Genomic DNA, 18,184 nt, shown 5'->3' with positions numbered 1-18,184 from the left:
CCTTCCCCGACATGTTCCGGAGGCACTTCACGATGACGCAGGCGACAGCGCCCACCAGGGCGACCGCCGTCGACATGACCCACCGGCAGATCCTGGAGGCGCTCTCCGGCCTGCTGCTGGGCATGTTCGTCGCGATCCTCTCCTCCACGGTCGTCTCCAACGCGCTGCCGCGGATCATCACCGAGCTGCACGGCACCCAGTCCGCGTACACCTGGGTGGTCACCTCGACGCTGCTGGCCACCACCGCCACCACCCCGATCTGGGGCAAGCTCGCCGACCTGACCAGCAAGAAGATCCTGGTGCAGCTCGCCCTCACGATCTTCGTGCTGGGCTCGGTGCTGGCCGGGATCTCGCAGTCCACCGGTCAGCTCATCGCCTGCCGCGTGGTGCAGGGCGTCGGCGCCGGCGGTCTCACCGCCCTGGCCCAGGTGATCATGGCGACGATGATCTCGCCGCGCGAGCGCGGCCGCTACAGCGGCTACCTCGGCGCGGTGATGGCCGTCGGCACGATCGGCGGCCCGCTGATCGGTGGCGTGATCGTCGACACCGACTGGCTCGGCTGGCGCTGGTGCTTCTACGTCGGCGTGCCGTTCGCCATCCTCGCCCTGATCGTGCTCCAGAAGACCCTGCACCTGCCGGTGGTCAAGCGGCCGGCGAAGATCGACTGGTGGGGCGCCACGCTGATCACCGCGGCCGTCTCGGTGCTGCTGATCTGGGTCACCCTGGCCGGCGACAAGTACGACTGGATCTCCTGGCAGAGCGCCGCCATGGTGGCCGGGGCGCTGCTGCTCGGGGCGCTCGCCATCCGGGTCGAGCAGCGGGCCGCCGAGCCGATGATCCCGCCGCGGCTGTTCCGCAACCGCACCATCACCCTCGCCGTCATCGCCAGCGTCGGGGTCGGCGTCGGCATGTTCGGCGCCTCGGTCTTCCTCGGCCAGTACTTCCAGATCAGCCGCGGCGAGAGCCCGACCATGTCCGGCCTGATGACGCTGCCGATGATCGGCGGTCTGCTGGTCGCCTCGACCGTGGTCGGCCGGATCATCACCAACACCGGGCGCTGGAAGCGCTACCTGGTGGCCGGCTCCGCCCTGCTCACCGTCGGCTTCGCGCTGATGGGCACGATGCGGGTGGACACCCCGTACTGGCGGCTCGCCGTCTTCATGGCGCTGATCGGTCTCGGGCTCGGCATGACCATGCAGAACCTGGTCCTCGCCGTGCAGAACACCGTCGACGCCCACGAGCTCGGCGCGGCCAGCTCGGTGGTGGCCTTCTTCCGCAGCCTCGGCGGCGCGATCGGCGTCAGCGCGCTCGGCGCGGTGCTCGGCCACAAGGTCAAGGACTACCTGGCCGAGGGGCTCGGCCGACTGGGCATCCCGGCCCCCAGCTCCAGCGGCGGCGGCGCGCTGCCCGACGTGCACGCCCTGCCCGCCCCGATCCGGGCGGTCGTCGAGTCCGCGTACGGGCACGGGGCCGGGGACATCTTCCTGGCCGCCGCCCCGTTCGGGCTGGTCGCCCTGATCGCGGTGCTGTTCATCAAGGAGGTGCCGCTGCGCCGGCACACCGGCGACGCGGTCTCCGCCGAGGTCGAGCCGGAGTCCACGGTCGCCGTCGGCGCGGGCGCGGCGGTGGTCCGCACCGGAGCGCGGGACTGAGCCATGAGCGCTCCTGTCGATCGTGAGGAGTACGGCCCGCAGGCCCGTCCGCTGCCGTTCGAACGCGGCACGGACGGGCCGCGGGTGGTCCTCGTCGGGGTGGACGGCAGCCGCACCTCGCTGCGCGCCGCCGCCTACGCGGCCGGGCTCGCCCGCCGGCAGGGCGCCGGCCTGGTGGTGGTCTTCGTCAGCTCGCCGGCCCCGTACAGCGGGATGATCTCCGGCGTGGTGGCCGGGGCGGTCCAGCAGACCCACGACGAGCTCGCCGCCGAGCTGCGTGACGAGTGCCGGCGCGGGGCCGAGGAGTTGGGCCTGCCGGTGACCTTCCTGTGCCGGCGCGGCGACGCGTACACCGAGCTGCGCACGGCGGCCGACGAGCACCGCGCGGACCTGGTGGTGGTCGGCTCGTCCGAGCAGGCCGGGCACCGGTTGGTCGGCTCGGTCGCCAACCGCCTGGTGCGCACCGGCCGCTGGCCGGTCGTCGTGGTGCCCTGAGCGGCCGGAGACGTCGGGCCGACTGACAACCCGCCGGCCACTGGCTAGCCTCGGGCGCTGTGACGTCTTCCGTGGCCGCCGCCCGGCCGGCTGACGAGTCGGGCCGGGCAGCCGCGTCGATCACCCGCCGGCCCTTCGCCCGGCTGCCGGTCGGCCTGGTGGCGGCGGCGGTGGCGGCCCTCCTGGCCGCGACCGCGCCGGCCTACGGCTACCACCGGGACGAGTTGTACTTCCGGGTGCTCGGTCGGCACCCCGCGTGGGGCTACGTGGACCAGCCGCCCGGCACGCCCCTGCTGACCCGGGCCGCGACCGCCGTCTTCGGCGACAGCGTGTGGGGACTGCGGGTGCCGGCCGTGCTCGCCGCGGTCGCGGTGGCCGTGCTGCTGGCACTCGTCGCCCGCGAGGTGGGCGCCGGGGCGCTCGGCCAGACGCTGGCCGCCTGTGGCGTCGCCGGCACCGTCGGGCTCCTCTTCGGACACGTCCTGATCACCGCGTCGGTCGACCTGGTGGTCTGGCTGACCGTGCTGCTGTGCGTCCTGCGGGCGGCGCTGCGGGCGCAACCGCGCTGGTGGCTGGCCGCCGGGCTGGCGGTGGGCGTGGGACTGTGGTTCAAACTGCTGATCGGGCTGCTGGTGGCCGCGCTCGTGCTGGCGGTGCTCGCGGTCGGCCCCCGGTCGCTGCTGCGCTCCCGGTGGTGCTGGGCGGGCGCGGCGCTCGCGCTGGCGGTGGGCGCGCCCAACCTCGTCTACCAGGTCGCGAACGACTTTCCGCAGCTCACCATGGCGGAGGCACTGCGCCAGCACAAGGGCGCCGAGGCCAGGACGCTGCTGCTGCCGTTCCAGTTGGTCACGGTGGGTCTGCCGCTGCTGCCGGTCGTGGTGGCCGGTCTGGTCGCCGCGTGGCGGCGGCCGGCGCTGCGGCCGATCCGGGCGCTGGTCCCCGGGTACGCGCTGATGCTCGTCGCGCTGCTCGTCCTGGCCGCCCAGCCGTACTACACCGCCGGCCTGGTGCTGGCCCTGCACGCGGTGGGCTCGCTGCCGGCCGAGCAGTGGATCGACCGGGTCGCCCGGCGCCGCCGCCTCGTCACCGCCGCGGTGGCGCTGAACGCCGTGGCGGCGACGGCCTTCGCCCTGCCGGTGTTCCCGCTGTCGGTCCAGGAACGGCTCGGACTGGCCGCGGCCGACCAGGTCACCCGGGACCAGATCGGCTGGCCCCGGTACGTCCGCCAGGTCGCCGACGTCTGGGCGGCGCTGTCCTCGGCGGACCGGGCACACGCGGTGCTGATCACCGGCAACTACGGCGAATACGGTGCGATCGACCGGTACGGAGCCCGGTACGGGCTACCCGTCGACCGGCTCTACAGCGGACAGAACGAGCTGCACCGGCTCGCCGTGCCGCCCGGCGACACGACGGTCGTCGTGCTGTTCGGCCTCGGCGAGGACGGTGGCGTCGTGGCCACCTGGTTCGGCTCCTGCCGGATCGCCGCGCGGCTCGATCACGGGCTCGACATCGACAACGAGGAACAGGGGCGACCGGTCGCCGTGTGCCGCCGGCCGATGGCGTCCCTGCCGGTGCTCTGGCCACGCTTCCTGCACTACGACTGAGCCGCGCCGACCCGGCGAAACGGGGTCGCGCGGCACTCCGGGACCGGCCAGGATGTCCCGATGACCTGGAGAGCACCCGAGATCGACCGCCGCCACGAGCCGTACGTCGCCGACGAGCGCACCATGCTGGAAGGCTGGCTCGACTACCACCGCGACACCCTGCTGCACAAGTGCGCCGGCCTGACCGCCGAGCAACTGCGTACCGCCAGCGTCGAGCCGTCCGGGCTGACCCTGCTCGGTCTGGTCCGGCACATGGCCGACGTGGAACGCTGGTGGTTCCGCATCCGCGCCGCCGGTGAGGACATCCCCGGCCTCTACGACGACCAGGACGACCCGGACGCCGACCTCAACGCGATCGCCGACGCCGACCCGGAGCAGGCCTTCGCCACCTACCTCGCCGAGGTCGCCGCCGCCCGCAGCGCCGCCGCCGGGATCTCCCTGGACCAGACCTTCCAGCGCAACCGCCGGGACGGCACCCCGGAGACCCGGACGATCAGCGTCCGCTGGGTGTACGTGCACATGATCGAGGAGTACGCCCGGCACAACGGCCACGCCGACCTGATCCGCGAGCGGATCGACGGCGTCACCGGGGACTGACCGCCGCAGGTCGACGCCCGGGGCGACCGGTCGCAGTGGTGGCCGGGTAGGTTCGGCCGGTGCGTCTGCTCGCCGAGCTCCCCGGGCGGTGGTGGATCCTCGCGGCGCTGCTGGTGACGACCTGGCTCCTGCTGTGGCGCCGGCCGGTCCACCGCCGAGTCCGGATGTGGTTCGCCGGGCTGGCCCCACTGGTGTGCGCAGCGGTCCTCGCGGTCGGCGTGACGATCATCAGCCGCGACGACGGCCCGGCACCGGGTTCCTGCGTCGACGCGGGACCATGCGGGGAGGGCGGGTCGGCGCACTGGGCCCACAGCCTGGCGGCCATCTCCGACACCGGTCTGGCGGTCACCGCGAACGCCCTGCTCGCGGGCGTCGTCGCGCTACCGCTGCTGGTCGTCACGGCGATCGTGGAGCTGTTCCGGACGGCCGCCGCCCGCAGCGCCCGGGCAACGGGCCCGGGTGGGCGCGGGCGCCGGGAGGGCTCACCCGGCACCCGGCGCTCCACCCTTCAGTAGGCCAGCGCGGCCCGCAGGTAGCGCAGGTCGGCGGGGCCGCTCCAGCGGTGCGCGGAGAGTCCGGCCACCCGGGCGCCGGCCACCGCCCGGTCCTCGTCGTCGACGAAGAACACCCGGGCGGGCGGGGTCGCCAGCGCCTCACAGGCGGCCTGGAAGTACTCCTTCGCCGGCTTGTGCACACCGACGACCGAGGAGTTGACCACCACGTCCAGCTCGTCGGTGAGGCCCAGCGCGGCGAGGTCGGCGTCGAGCTGGTCGGTGGCGTTGGTGCCCAGTCCGACCCGGATGCCGGCGGCCCGGACCTCGCGGACGAAGGCGAGCACGTCGGGGTCGACCTCGCCCCGGTAGCGCTGCCACTGGTCCACCGCGGCGCGGGCCCGCTCCGGGTCGCCCACCGACGGGGTGAGCGCGTCCGCCACGCTGCTCATCCACTCGGCGTGGCTGACCCGCCCGGTGAGCACCGGCTGGAGCAACCCCCAGGACATCGCGATCTCGCCGAGGACGCCCTCGGTGAGCCCGTACTCCCGCTCGACCCCGGCGGCCACCGCCGGGTCCCAGTGGCGCAGCACGCCGTCGAAGTCCACCAGGAGCGCCGTGGCGCGTTCCCGACTCACTCGTTGTTCCCCTGTCCCTCGTCCTCGGCCCGGTTGAGCCGCTGGCTGATCACCTGGGTGACCCCGCTGCGCATGGTCACGCCGTAGAGCGCGTCGGCGATCTCCATGGTGCGCTTCTGGTGCGTGATCACGATCAGCTGGCTCTTCTCGCGCAACTGCGCCAGCAGTGTGATCAGGCGGCCCAGGTTCACGTCGTCGAGGGCCGCCTCCACCTCGTCCATGATGTAGAACGGGCTGGGCCGGGCCCGGAAGATCGCCACCAGCATGGCCACCGCGGTCAGCGACCGCTCCCCGCCGGAGAGCAGCGACAGCCGCTTGATCTTCTTGCCCGGCGGCCGGGCCTCCACCTCGACGCCGGTGGTGAGCAGGTCCTCCGGGTCGGTGAGCACCAGCCGTCCCTCGCCGCCGGGGAAGAGCACGGTGAAGACCTGCTCGAACTCCCGCGCGGTGTCCTCGAACGCGCTGGCGAAGACCTCCAGGATCCGGTCGTCGACGTCCTTGACCACGGTGAGCAGGTCCCGCCGGGTGGCCTTGAGGTCCTCCAGCTGCTCGGAGAGGAACTTGTAGCGCTCCTCCAGCGCGGCGAACTCCTCCAGCGCGAGCGGGTTGACCTTGCCGAGCAGGGCCAGCTCCCGTTCCGCCTTGGCGGCCCGCTTCTCCTGCACCGGACGCTCGTAGCGGACCGGCTCGGGCGCCGGCCGGCCCTCCTTCTCGGCCAGCACCAGCTCGGCCTGGGTGGGCGGCACGGGCTGGGCGGGGCCGTACTCGGCGACCAGCGTCTCCACGTCCAGACCGAAGTCCTCGGCGGCCTTCGCCTCCAGCTGCTCGATCCGCATCCGCTGCTCGGCGCGGGCCACCTCGTCCCGGTGCACCTGGCTGGTCAACCGCTCCAGCTCGGCGCCGAGCCGCTTCGCCGCGCCGCGTACCTCGGAGAGCTCCGCCTCACGCGCGGCCCGCTCGCGGGCCACGGCGTCGCGGTGCTCCTCGGCCCGGGCGATCGAGACGGCGAGCCGGGTCAGCGCCGCCCGCGCGCCGCCGACCACGGCGCGGGCGATCTCCGCGCCCCGGGTGCGGGCCGCGCGCCGGGCGGCGGCGCGCTCCCGCGCGGCCCGCTCGGCGTTCGCCTGCCGGGCCAGCGAGTCGGCCCGGCCGGCGATCGAGGAGACCCGCTCCTCGGCGGTACGCACCGCCAGCCGTACCTCCATCTCGTTCTGCCGGGCCTGGGGCACCATGGCGGCGAGCTGGTCGCGGTCCTCGGTGGACGGTTCGGCGTCGAGCGGGGTGGCCTCGGCCAGCCGCAGTCGTTCCGCCAGCTCGGCCAGCGCGGCCAGGTCGCGTTCCCGGGCCGCCTCCGCGCGGGCCCGGGACTCGCCGAGCCGGTCGGTCTCCGCCTTCGCCGACCGGGCGGCCGCGCCCAACTCGGCGAGGCGACGGGCGGCGGCGTTGCGGTGGCTCTCCGCCTCCCGCTTGGCGGCGGCGGCGTGCTGCACGGCCTCCTTGGCGGCGGCCACCTCGGCGCGCGCCTCGACCAGTTCCTCGCGCAGCTCGGCGCTGCTCCGCTCGGCGGCGCCCCGGTTGGCCCGGGCCTCCTCGACGGCCGCCTGCACCTCGATGTAGCTGGGCGCCCGGGACGACCCGCCGGCCGCCGCGTACGCCCCCACCACGTCGCCGTCCGGGGTGACCGCACGCAGCTCCGGATTGCCGGCGACCACGTCGGCGGCGGCGGCGAGGTCGTCGACGAGCACCACGTCGCGCAACGCCCGGTGCACCGCCGGCCGGATCCCCGCGTCGCACTCGACCAGGTCGGGCGCCCAGCGGGCGCCGTCGGGCAGCTTCGGGCGCAGCGCGTCCGCCGGCCCGTCCATGCCGGGCCCGGCGGGGCTGCCGACCAGCAGGCCGGCCCGCCCGGCGTCGGAGATCTTCAACAGCCGCATCGCCTCGACGGCCTCGTCCACGCCGGTGACGGCGACCGCGTCGGCCAGCCCGCCGAGCGCGGCGGCGAGCGCCGCCTCGTTGCCCGGCGCGACCGTGAGCAGCCCGGCCAGGCTGCCGAGCAGGCCGGGCACCTGGTCGGCCTTCGCCAGCAGCGCGCCGGCCCCGTCCTTACGGCGCAGGCCGAGGGCGAGCGCCTCCTCGCGGGCCTTCCAGGTGGCCGCGTCCTTCTCGGCGGCGCGTTCGGCGTCGGAGAGCCGCCGTACGGTCGCCTGGGCCGCCTCGTGGGCGGCGACGGCCTCGTCGTGGCGGGCGTCCAGGTCGGCGTTGTCCCGGTCCGCCTCGGTGGACTGCTCGGCCACCGCGTCCAGGTCGGCCTGGGCCTTCTCGGCGCGGGCCAGGGCGTCGGTGTGCGCCGCGGCGAGCCGCTCGATCTCCTCCCCGGCGCTGGTGGTCCGGGCCCGGGCCGAGTTGACCTGGCCGGTGAGCCGGGCCAGCCCCTCGCGACGGTCGGCGATGGCCTTGGCGGCGGCCACCAGCTCCCGCTCGGCGGCGGCGAGCTGCCGTTCCAGCTCCTGGCGGTGCTCGACCGCCTCGGCCAGCCGGATCTGGTCCTCGGTGAGCGCCGCGCGCAGCTCCTCCTCCTGCTCGCGGACCCGCTGCGACTCGGCCTCCAGTTGGTCCGGGTCGCGGCCGGGGCGCTCGTCGTCCGGGGTGGCGCTGAGGTGGCGCAGCCGTTCCCGGGCGAGCTGCTCGATGGAGCGGAACCGCTCCTGCAACGCGGAGAGCTTGTACCAGGTGTCCTGGGCGGCGGCGAGCAGCGGGGCGTCCTCGGCGAGGGCGCCCTCCAGCTCACCGAGGCGGCCCTGCACCTCGGCGTGTTCCGCCTCGATCTGCTCGCGCCGCTCGCGCAGCGCGGTCTCGTCGGCGATCTCCTTGTCCAGCGTCGTCCGCAGGGTGTGCAGGTCGTCGGCGAGCAGCCGGAGCCGGGCGTCGCGCAGGTTGGCCTGGATGGCGGCGGCCCGCCGGGCCACCTCGGCCTGCCGGCCCAGCGGCTTGAGCTGGCGGCGCAGCTCGGCGGTGAGGTCGGTCAGCCGGTTGAGGTTCACCTGCATCGCGTCCAGCTTCCGCAGCGCCTTCTCCTTGCGCTTGCGGTGCTTGAGGACGCCGGCCGCCTCCTCGATGAAGGAGCGCCGGTCCTCCGGCTTGGCGTGCAGCATGCCGTCGAGCCGGCCCTGCCCGACGATGATGTGCATCTCCCGGCCGATGCCGGAGTCCGACAGCAGCTCCTGGATGTCGAGCAGCCGGCAGGAGTCGCCGTTGATCTCGTACTCGCTCTCGCCGGAGCGGAACATCCGGCGGGTGATGGAGACCTCGGTGTACTCGATCGGCAGCGCGCCGTCGGTGTTGTCGATGGTGAGGGTGACCTCGGCCCGCCCCAGCGGCGCCCGGCCTGCGGTGCCGGCGAAGATGACGTCCTCCATCTTGCCGCCGCGCAGCGCCTTGGCGCCCTGCTCGCCCAGCACCCAGGCGATGGCGTCGACGACGTTGGACTTGCCGGAGCCGTTCGGGCCGACCACACAGGTGATCCCGGGCTCCAGCTTCAGCGTCGTCGCGGAGGCGAAGGACTTGAAGCCCTTCACCGTCAGGCTCTTGAGATGCACCTTCTCGATCCTCGTCCGGTGGCCGCCGTACCGTCGCGGGCTGCGCGGACCTGGTGAACCCGCAGACTAACCCCTCTGCGGCGGCGGCCCGGTACGCGACCCACCCGGTGCGTCCCCGGCGGCCCGGGTGACGCCCGCGCCACGGGCGGAAACGGCAAGATCGTAATTGTCGGCGGGCAATGTCCGGGCCGGGCCGGGAACGGCGCGAGGCGACCGGGAAAATTGTCCGCACAAAGCTGCGCGCCGGCACATCGGTGTCGGCGCGCGTTCTTCGTGGTGCTTTTCAGTTGTGGTCGGGGAACCGGATCAGGTCAGCGCGGGCTCGGCCAGCCGGAGGAGGTCGTCAGCCTCCGCCGCAGCCGCAGCCAGCCGATCATTGTCGGCGCGCAGACGCGTGATCTCGAACTCCAGTGCCTGAACCCGGGCACGAAGCCGGGTGACCTCGTCGAGCAGACGCCGGTCGGGCGCTGCACCTACGTGGCCGTAGAGGGCCTTCGCCATGCTGAACTCCTTGATATGCGCTGCCGGAAAGCCGGCCAACGCGCGCCCAATGGTTCGCGGCTGTCATCCCGCGAAATCCGGGCATGACTGGGCGCGACTGGCGACACCTATATATTGAGCCGCACACCCCCTCTGCGTCAAGTTCCCGCAGGCCGTAGATCATCTCTGCGTCGGCCGGGCCACTCGCCGGGGGGCTGCCGTGAGGCGCGGACACGCTCTGTCCGGACCCCCTGACTGTACGCCCGGAAATGTGTGAACACCTCATCCTCGGTGTCGGGTTCCCCTTAACTCTCTCTTAGCCAGGTTGCCGCGGCTCTCGGCGCGCCCGTAGCGTCAGCCCGGCCCGCAACCGACCCGTGGAGGGGACAGGCGTGTACCGCTGGACCGACCCGATCGAACCGGAAGGCGTCTCCCGACGCCCCGAGCCGCCGACCGACGAGGGCCCGGCCTGGCTCACCGACCGGCCCGAGCCGCGGTCGTCCTACCTCTTCGGGGACGAGCCGGCGCCGGCCGCCCCGGAGCCGGCCGACGCCCCCACCGGCGTCTGGCGCGCAGGCTCGCCGGACGCCCCCTGGCGCACCGCTCCGGGCGTCGACGACACCGCCCGCCACGAGCCGGTCGCCGACCTCGACCGGTACCGCCCGACCGCCGACCCGGACCGGTACGGGCCCGCCACCGACCCGTACCGGCACGCTCCGGCCGCCGGCTCCGGCCGCCCCGGACCCGCTACCGACGCGGACCGGTACGGGCCGGCCGCCGACCGGCCGACCGCGGAGCGGGCGTACCCGACCTGGGCCCCGGTGGCGGACGTGCCGCCCACGCCCGGCTGGGTCCAGGCCGCCGACGAGCCGGCCGGGGACAGCGGCCGGCACCGGCAGAAGCGGCGCATTCCGCGCCCGTTGCTGATCGGCGGGGCCGCCGCGGCGGCGACCCTCGTGGTGAGCCTCGGCGTCGGCGCCCTGGTGCTGCCGGGCGACGACGGCCGGACCGATCCCACCGCGGCCGAGGGTGCGATCGCCGCCGCCCCGGAGGCGCCCGGCGGCAGTGACACCGGGCCCGGCGACGCCCTCGCCCCCAGCTCGGTCGCGCCTACGCCGAGCAGCCTGCGCCCCAGCCCCAGCCGGACGGCCACCCCGAAGCCCAGCCGCACCACCGCGCCGTCGCGTCAGTTGCCGCGCAGCACCGCCCCGAACGGTCCCGCCGCCCGGGCCGCCACCACCGCCGGCGTCAGCGCTGAGCTCCAGCAGGTCGTCGACCTGGTGAACAAGGAGCGGGCGAAGGCCGGCTGCAAGGCGCTGGGCATCGACGACAAGCTGATGCTGGCCGCCCAGCGGCACAGCCAGGACCAGGCCGACCACAAGACCATGTCGCACGACGGCAGCGACGGCAGCGACGTCGGCGACCGGCTGGACCGGGTCGGTTACGCGTGGCGGGCGTACGGCGAGAACGTCGCCTGGAACCAGCAGACCCCGGCCGCCGTCATGGACGCCTGGATGAACAGCCCGGGCCACCGGGCCAACATCCTGAACTGCTCGTTCACCGAGATCGGCGTCGGCGTGGCGCGCAGCAACGGGCCGTACTGGACGCAGGACTTCGGCACCCCGCGCTGACCCGCGCGTCGTGACCGGGCCCGCGCTCGTTTGACCGGGTGAGGTACGCCGGCTCCGGCCGGGCCACGCCGGGCGGAGGTCCGGGTGGACCGGGTCGCCGGCCGCGTACCGGCAGGACGGCGCGGTGCCGTCCGCGACCCGGGAGCTGTCGATGCGGATCCGGCCGGCGGGGGCCGAGCCGCCCCGCCGGGCCGTCCGCGTCGGTCGACGGGGACCCGGCCGGTGGGCGGCGGTGCTGCTGAGCGTGCTGCTGCTCGGCCCGGTGGCCGCCTGCCGGGAGCCGGTCGTCCCGCCCGGCGCGCCCACCCCGTGGCCGGCCGCGCTGGCCCGGCAGTGGCAGTGGCAGTGGCAGCTCACCGGCCCGCTGGACGTCACCGTCGAGGCCGACGTGTTCCTGCTCGACCCGGTCCGCACCACCTCCGCCGAGACCGCCGCGCTCCGGGCCCGCCACCGCCGGCTGGTCTGCCAGGTGCCCGTCGGCTCGTACGCGGCCACCGACCCGGACGCCGACCGCTTCCCGGCGGCGGTGCGCGGCGCGCCGGTGGCCGGTGCGACCGGCCGGCGCTGGCTGGACGTACGCCGGTGGCCGGCGCTCGCGCCGGTGCTGGCCGACCGGTTCCGGCTCTGCCGGGGCAAGGGTTTCGGGGCGGTCGCCCTCGACGACGCCGACGGCTACCTGCACCGCCCCGGCTTCCCGCTGACCTTCGACGACCAACTGCTCTTCGATCGGCGGGTGGCCCGGCTGGCCCGGTCCCTGGACCTCTCCCCCGGGCTGGTCGACGACGTGCCCCAGGTGGCAGCGCTCGCCCCCGACTTCGACTTCGCGGTCAACCAGGAGTGCGTCCGCCGGCGGGAGTGCGCCAAGCTGCTGCCGTTCGTCGACGCGTACAAGCCGGTCTTCCACGTCGAGTACACCGGCGACCCGGCCACCTTCTGCGTCACCACGGTCGGCTACGGCTTCGCCTCCATGCGCAAGGACCGCGCCCTGGACGCCGACCGCACCCCCTGCCCCCTCCCCTGACCCGGCCCCACGACGAGCGACGCCGCCCCGGCCCGGGTGGGCGGGGGCGGCGTCGGGGGGAACGGCGGAGGTCAGGCGGTGGGGGTGCCGGCGGCCGGGGTCGGGGTGCCGGCGCCGCCGCGCTGCGCCGGGATGCCGGCCTGCTCGGCGCTGAGCGGGGTGGCCAGGTCCTCCAGCGACTTGCCCTCGGCCTTGACGCCGAGCGCCAGCTCGACCAGACCACCGATGATCATCACGGTGGCACCGATCACGAAGGCGACCACGGTGTCGCCGACCTTGCCGCTGCCGACCAGCTTCGAGAAGAGCAGCGGGCCGGTGATGCCACCGGCGGCGGTGCCGATCGCGTAGAAGAACGCGATGGCCATGGCCCGGGTCTCCATCGGGAAGATCTCGCTGACCGTCAGGTACGCGGCGCTGGCGCCGGCCGAGGCGAAGAAGAGCACCACGCACCAGCAGGCGGTCATGGTGACCGCGTTGAGCACGCCGGAGTGGAACAGCCAGGCCGTGCCGAGCAGCAGCACGCCCGAGCCGATGTACGAACCGGCGATCATCGGCACCCGGCCGACGGTGTCGAACAGCTTGCCCAGCAGCAGCGGGCCGAGCAGGTTGCCGACCGCGATCACCGCGAAGTAGTAGCCGCTGTTGCCCGGCGGCACGTCGAAGAAGGTCTGCAGGATCTGGGCGAACCCGAAGGTGATCGCGTTGTAGAGGAACGCCTGCCCGATGAAGAGCGAGAAGCCCAGGGTGGCGCGCTTCGGGTAGCGGCGGAACAGGGTCTTCGCGATCTCCAGGAAGTTGGTGCTCTTCCGCTGCCGGATCTCGATGTAGTTGTCCGCCTCGCCGAGCTCCTTGCCGGTCTCCCGCTTCACCTCGGCCTCGACCGAGTCGACCAGCTCGTTCGCCTCGTCGGCCCGCCCGTGGATGAACAGCCAGCGTGGGCTCTCCGGGACGTGCCGACGGACCAGCAGGATCACCACGCCGAGCACCGCGCCGAGGCCGAAGGCCACCCGCCAGCCGAGGTTGGTCGGCAGGCCGTTGAGCAGCGGTACGGTCAGCAGCGCGCCGAGCGCCGCGCCGAGCCAGAAGGTGCCGTTGATGATGATGTCGATCCGGCCGCGGTGCCGCGCCGGGATCAGCTCGTCGATCGCCGAGTTGATGGCCGCGTACTCACCGCCGATGCCCATGCCGGTCAGGAACCGGAACAGGAAGAACCACCAGCTGTCGAAGGCCAGCGCGGTCATGGCGGTGGCGACCAGGTAGAGCCCGAGGGTCAGCAGGAACAGCTTCTTGCGCCCGAACCGGTCGGTCAGCCAACCGAAGAAGAGCGCGCCGACACAGGCGCCGGCCACGTAGAGCGCGGCCGCCAGGCCGGTGACCTGGCTCTGGGTGATGCTCAGGCCGCTGCCCGGCTCGGCCAGCTTGCCGGAGAGGTTGCCGACGATGGTCACCTCGAGGCCGTCGAGGATCCACACCGTGCCGAGGCCGATCACGATCATCCAGTGCCAGCGGGACCACGGCAGCCGGTCGAGGCGGGCCGGGACGTTGGTCCGTACGGTGTCGGTGCGCACGTCGCTGCTCATGACGCGCTCCGGGGGGTGGTGGGGGCCGGGGCGCGACGACGGGCCGCCGGCGTGAGCTGTTCGTCCATGGCGGCCCAGATTCCCAGCCGCCGTTCAGGTTAATCCTCCGGTGACACGTGGGTCACACCAACGGCCGCAGGGCCGGGCCGCGGGGTGCGCGGCCCGGCCCTGCGGGCTGGGGGTACGGGCGGTCAGTGCGCGCCGACCAGCTCCGGTGCGGGTGCCGGCGGGTCGGCCGGCGGGGTCTCGGCGCGGGCGCGCAGGAAGCGCGGGGCCCACCAGTTCGCGTCGCCGAGCAGGGTCATCAGCGAGGGCAGCACCACCGCCCGGATGATCGTGGCGTCCAGCAGGATCGCCGCGGCCAGCCCGATGCCGAGCTGCTTCATGTCGATGGTGCTCAGCGTGGCGAAGATCGAGAAGACCCCGACCATGACGATCGCCGCGCTGGTCACCGTGCCGGCCGACGAGGTGATCCCGTACGACACCGCCGCCCGGTTGGACAGGCCGGAGCGGACCCCCTCGCGGATCCGGCTGACCACGAAGACGTGGTAGTCCATGGAGAGGCCGAAGAGCACCACGAAGAGGAAGAGCGGCAGCCAGGAGACGATCGCCCCCATCGAGGTGAAGCCGAGCAGGTCCTCCGCCCACTCACCCTGGAAGATCAGCACCAGCAGCCCGTACGCGGCCCCGGCGGAGAGCAGGTTCAGCACGATCGAGGTGGCCGCGACCACCACCGAGCGGAACGTCCAGGCCATCACCAGGAAGGTCAGGGCCAGCACGAACCCGGCCACCACCGGGAGCTTCTCCTCGATGTGCCGCGCGTAGTCCTCGCTGGCCGCCACGCCGCCGCCCACCGCGTACTCGACCCCGGGGATGCCGCGCAGGGCGGCCGGGACCAGGTCGTCGCGCAGCTCGTGCAGCGACCGCGCCGCCTCGTCGGTGCGGCTGGCGTACGGGGTGGCCACCTCCAGCACCGACACCCGCCGGTCGGCCGACACCTGGATCTTCGGGCCGTCCCCCTCGGCCGGCGCGAAGAGCGGGTCGGTGCCGGCCCGACCGGACAGGGCGGTCAGCGCGGCGTGCACCCGGTCGGCCTGCTCGGCCGGGGCCCGCACCGCGACGGTGTGGCTGGTGCCGTTGCTCGGGAAGGCCGCGGTGAGCCGGTCGTACGCCTGCATCGCCGCGGTGGTGCGCGGCACGTCCTCCATGCCGGGGAACTTCAGCTTCATGCCCAGCGCCGGGGCGGCCAGGGCCAGCAGCAGCCCGACCGAGACGACCAGGGTGGCCAACGGCGCGCGCAGCGCGGGCCGGAGCACGGCCGGCCAGAAGCGGGGCCGGGCCGCCCGACCGTGCGCGCCGGTACGCGGGGCGGTGAGCCGCCACAGCAGCGGCACCCGGGGCCGGTCGACCCAGCGGCCGAGCTTGGCCAGCAGGGCCGGCAGGACGGTCAGCGAACCGGTGACCGCGACGGCCACCACCAGGATCGAGCCGACCGCCAGCGACGAGAAGATGGCGTCGTTGGCGAGCAGCAGCCCGGCCATCGAGATGATCACGGCGGTGCCGGAGACCACCACGGCGTGCCCGGAGGTCTCCGCCGCGATCTCCACCGCGTCCAGGCCGGAGCGGCCCTTGGCCCGTTCCTCGCGTTCCCGGCGGACGTAGAAGAGCGAGTAGTCGACGCCGACCGCCATGCCGATCAGCAGGATCACGCTGGACGTGGTGTCGGTGGCCGGCACCAGGTGCGAGGCGAGGGTGGAGAGCCCCATCGCCGCGGCCACCGAGGAGAGCGCGAGCAGCACCGGCACGCCGGCCGCGATCAGCGCGCCGAACGCGATGATCAGGATGGCCAGGGTCACCGGGAGGCTGAGCAGCTCGGCCCGCTTGAAGTCGTTGCCCAGGGTCTCGTTCAGCGCCTTGCCGATGGACGGGCCGCCGACCTCCTCGACCCGCAGCTGCGGGTGCGCCTGCTGGACCTGGGCGGTGGTGTCGCGCAGCGGCTGCACCCGGTCCTCGGCGGTCTCCGGGTCACCGGACATGGTGATCGGCAGCAGCAGCGCGCCGCCGTCCCGCGACGGCACCGGCGTACCCACCGAGGCGACCCCCTCGACCTGCCGCAGCCGCGCCGCGGCGTCGTCGGCGGCGGCCCGCGCGGCGGCCTGGTCGAGCGTCCCCGAGCGGGGCGTGATCAGCACGTTCTCGGTGGCCGGCTGGTGGAAGCCACCACTGTCGACGATCAGCTCGGCCCGGCCGAACTCACCGATCGCCTGGTCGGAGTCGGTGGCCTCGTTCAGGCCCGCGGCGTTGCCGCCCACGAAGCAGACCGCCACGAACACGATCCACAACGCGATGGCCCGCCACGGGTGCTCCGCGCTCCACCGTGCCAACCGCACGGTCACCGGTCGCCTGCCCATCCTGGTGTCCCCCTCCACACGCCGGCACTCTGCCGACGGTGCTGACGCTAGGCAGCGGGCGACGCCCGGACATCGGGGAACGGCCCCCGCTCGTCCCCCATCCGTCCGACTCGGACCGGCCGGCCCGGACCGGCTCCACCAACCGGACGGAACGCCCTTTTCCGGGTACGACCGGGGGACGCGCCGGGGCGCGGTCGGGCAGGCACACCGGCGCAACCCCGACGCGCGCTCGGGGTCATCCCCGAAGGGCACCCCGGGGCCGGGGCTGGCAGCGCGGGCAACTGTACGACGACCGGTTCATGAACGCCTCGCGCCGGATCGGCGCCCCGCAGCGCGGGCAGGGCTCGCCCTCCCGCCCGTACGCGTTGAGCGAGCGGTCGAAGTAGCCGCTCTCGCCGTTGACGTTGACGTACAGCTCGTCGAAGCTGGTGCCGCCCTGCGTGATCGCCTCACCCAGCACGTCGCGCACGTGCCCGAGCAGCCGGCCGGCCGCCGGGGCGGTCAGCGCGTCGGTCGGGCGGATGCCGTGCAGCTTCGCCCGCCAGAGCGCCTCGTCGGCGTAGATGTTGCCGACGCCGGAGATCAGGGTCTGGTCCAGCAGCGCCCGCTTCACCTCGGTGCGCCGCCGCCGCAACGCCGCCACGAAGCCGGCGTCGGAGAACTCCGGGTCCATCGGGTCGCGGGCGATGTGCGCGATCTCGGCGGGCAGCTCCGCCCCGCCGGCCGAGACGGACAGCCCGCCGAACGTGCGCTGGTCGACGAAGCGCAGCTCGGGGCCGTCGTCAGCGAACCGGAACCGGACCCGCAGGTGCAGCTCGTCGGCGGCGTCCACCGGCTGGAGCAGCAGCTGGCCGGACATGCCGAGGTGCCCGATCAGGGCGTCCCCGCTGTCCAGCGGCAGCCAGAGGTACTTGCCCCGGCGGCGGACGTCGGTGACGGTCCGGCCGGTCAGCACGTCGGCGAAGTGGGTCGCGCCCGGCTCGTGCCGGCGGATCGCCCGGGGGTGCCGCACCTGCACGGCGGTGATCGTCCGGCCGGTCACCCACTGGGCGAGGCCCTGCCGGACGGTCTCCACCTCGGGCAGCTCAGGCACGGCCGGCGCCCGCCCCGGCGGCGTCCGCCGCAGCCCCGTCGACCTGGGCCTCCGGCCGTGCGGCGGCCGCCGCACCCGCACCGGCCGCGCCGGACGCGGCCGCCCCCGCGCTGTCCGTCGCGTCCGCGCCGGTGGCGTCCGGCTCGCCGCCCTCCGCCGCCGCGCCGGCGGCGGCCTCGGCCTCGGCCTGCTCGGTCAGCATCCGCCACGCGGACTCGGCGGCCCGCTGCTCGGCCTCCTTCTTGCTGCGCCCCTCCGCGCCGCCGTACCGGTTGCCGGCCACCACCACCCAGGCGGTGAAGGTCTTCAGGTGGTCGGGGCCGGTGCCCTCGATCCGGTACTCCGGGACGCCCAGCCCCAGCGCGGCGGTCAACTCCTGGAGGCTGGTCTTCCAGTCCAGCGCCGCGCCCCGGCCGGCCGACTCGGCCATCAGCGGGTCGAAGAGGCGGTGGATCACGATGGCGGCGGTGTCCAGGCCGTACTGGAGGTAGATCGCGCCGAGCAGCGCCTCCAGGGTGTCGGCCAGGATGCTGGCCTTGTCCCGGCCGCCGGTGGCCTCCTCGCCCTTGCCCAGCAGCAGGTACGCGCCGAGCCCGTCCGGGCCGAGGCCGCGCGCCACGTCGGCCAGCGCCCGCATGTTGACCACGCTGGCCCGGAGCTTGGCGAGCTGCCCCTCGGGCAGGTCCGGGTGGTTGTGGAAGAGCGCGGTGGTGATCACCACGCCGAGGACCGAGTCGCCCAGGAACTCCAGCCGCTCGTTGGTGGGCAGGCCGCCGTTCTCGTACGCGTAGGAGCGGTGGGTCAGCGCCCGCTCCAGCAGTTCCGGGTCGAGCGACACCCCGAAGGCCGCCTCGAGGTGGCCGACGGGCGCGCGCCGCCGCTTGTCGTTGGTCAT

The 18,184-nt window shown here is 74.3% G+C and carries 14 protein-coding genes; 7 read left to right on the top strand and 7 right to left on the bottom strand.

The features are described 5' to 3' along the window. Positions 1 to 32: 32 nt before the first annotated feature. Genes GA0070611_RS29590 through GA0070611_RS29570 form a run of 5 tightly spaced genes read left to right on the top strand, consistent with a single transcriptional unit; the run spans position 33 to position 4,863 of the window. The gene (locus GA0070611_RS29590) at positions 33 to 1,652 is read left to right on the top strand and encodes an MDR family MFS transporter (protein ID WP_091671701.1); all 1,620 of its coding nucleotides are present in this window, start codon (positions 33 to 35) and stop codon (positions 1,650 to 1,652) included. 3 nt (positions 1,653 to 1,655) lie between these two features. Further along, positions 1,656 to 2,147, top strand: a complete 492-nt coding sequence (locus tag GA0070611_RS29585) for a universal stress protein (protein ID WP_091671699.1) — start codon at positions 1,656 to 1,658, stop codon at positions 2,145 to 2,147. Between the two features lie 59 nt (positions 2,148 to 2,206). Further along, a complete protein-coding gene (locus GA0070611_RS29580) occupies positions 2,207 to 3,751 on the top strand; it encodes a glycosyltransferase family 39 protein (RefSeq protein ID WP_231921262.1) in 1,545 nt (514 codons plus the stop codon). A 60-nt stretch (positions 3,752 to 3,811) separates the two neighbouring features. Next, positions 3,812 to 4,348 (top strand): DinB family protein, encoded by a 537-nt coding sequence (locus tag GA0070611_RS29575; protein WP_091671697.1) that lies wholly within the window; start codon positions 3,812 to 3,814, stop codon positions 4,346 to 4,348. A gap of 59 nt (positions 4,349 to 4,407) precedes the next feature. Then, positions 4,408 to 4,863, top strand: coding sequence for a hypothetical protein (locus GA0070611_RS29570; RefSeq protein WP_091671695.1), 456 nt, complete (start codon positions 4,408 to 4,410; stop codon positions 4,861 to 4,863). On the opposite strand, the gene GA0070611_RS29565 is transcribed toward GA0070611_RS29570, so the two are convergent. The 3 genes from GA0070611_RS29565 to GA0070611_RS29555 all read right to left on the bottom strand — a co-directional run bounded on the left by GA0070611_RS29565 (position 4,857) and on the right by GA0070611_RS29555 (position 9,574). Next, positions 4,857 to 5,477 (bottom strand): HAD family hydrolase, encoded by a 621-nt coding sequence (locus GA0070611_RS29565; RefSeq protein ID WP_091671693.1) that lies wholly within the window; start codon positions 5,475 to 5,477, stop codon positions 4,857 to 4,859. The two genes, GA0070611_RS29570 and GA0070611_RS29565, sit on opposite strands and share 7 nt — an antisense overlap. Then, a complete protein-coding gene (gene smc / locus GA0070611_RS29560; RefSeq protein ID WP_091671690.1) occupies positions 5,474 to 9,073 on the bottom strand; it encodes a chromosome segregation protein SMC in 3,600 nt (1,199 codons plus the stop codon). The genes GA0070611_RS29565 and smc overlap by 4 nt, the downstream gene beginning before the upstream one ends. A 306-nt stretch (positions 9,074 to 9,379) precedes the next feature. Continuing rightward, positions 9,380 to 9,574 carry a hypothetical protein gene (locus tag GA0070611_RS29555; RefSeq protein WP_007456482.1) on the bottom strand — a complete coding sequence of 65 codons (195 nt, stop codon included), beginning with the start codon at positions 9,572 to 9,574 and terminating at the stop codon, positions 9,380 to 9,382. A gap of 371 nt (positions 9,575 to 9,945) precedes the next feature. Between GA0070611_RS29555 and GA0070611_RS29550 the strand changes: the two genes are divergently transcribed. Both GA0070611_RS29550 and GA0070611_RS29545 read left to right on the top strand, forming a co-directional pair. Next, entirely contained in the window at positions 9,946 to 11,184 is a 1,239-nt protein-coding gene (locus GA0070611_RS29550; protein ID WP_091671687.1) for a CAP domain-containing protein, read from the top strand. Positions 11,185 to 11,308: 124 nt separating this feature from the next. Beyond that, entirely contained in the window at positions 11,309 to 12,205 is an 897-nt protein-coding gene (locus tag GA0070611_RS29545; RefSeq protein ID WP_231921261.1) for an endo alpha-1,4 polygalactosaminidase, read from the top strand. 71 nt (positions 12,206 to 12,276) lie between these two features. Here GA0070611_RS29545 and GA0070611_RS29540 read toward each other — a convergent pair whose 3' ends face one another. From GA0070611_RS29540 to rnc, 4 genes are all read right to left on the bottom strand, one after another. Further along, positions 12,277 to 13,785: an MFS transporter gene (locus tag GA0070611_RS29540; RefSeq protein ID WP_091671685.1), complete on the bottom strand. Its 1,509-nt coding sequence runs from the start codon at positions 13,783 to 13,785 to the stop codon at positions 12,277 to 12,279. 191 nt (positions 13,786 to 13,976) lie between these two features. Continuing rightward, on the bottom strand, positions 13,977 to 16,196 hold the full coding sequence (locus GA0070611_RS29535; RefSeq protein ID WP_091671683.1) for an MMPL family transporter: 2,220 nt from the start codon (positions 16,194 to 16,196) through the stop codon (positions 13,977 to 13,979). A 235-nt stretch (positions 16,197 to 16,431) separates the two neighbouring features. Next, positions 16,432 to 17,289, bottom strand: coding sequence for a bifunctional DNA-formamidopyrimidine glycosylase/DNA-(apurinic or apyrimidinic site) lyase (gene mutM / locus GA0070611_RS29530; RefSeq protein WP_091673645.1), 858 nt, complete (start codon positions 17,287 to 17,289; stop codon positions 16,432 to 16,434). After that, entirely contained in the window at positions 17,282 to 18,184 is a 903-nt protein-coding gene (gene rnc / locus GA0070611_RS29525; protein WP_091671682.1) for a ribonuclease III, read from the bottom strand. The genes mutM and rnc overlap by 8 nt, the downstream gene beginning before the upstream one ends.

Source organism: Micromonospora auratinigra, from assembly GCF_900089595.1.
In the GTDB taxonomy this organism is placed as follows: Bacteria; Actinomycetota; Actinomycetes; order Mycobacteriales; family Micromonosporaceae; genus Micromonospora; species Micromonospora auratinigra.
The sequence above is the reverse complement of the archived record's forward strand: the minus strand, read 5'-3'. Positions and strand labels throughout refer to the sequence as shown.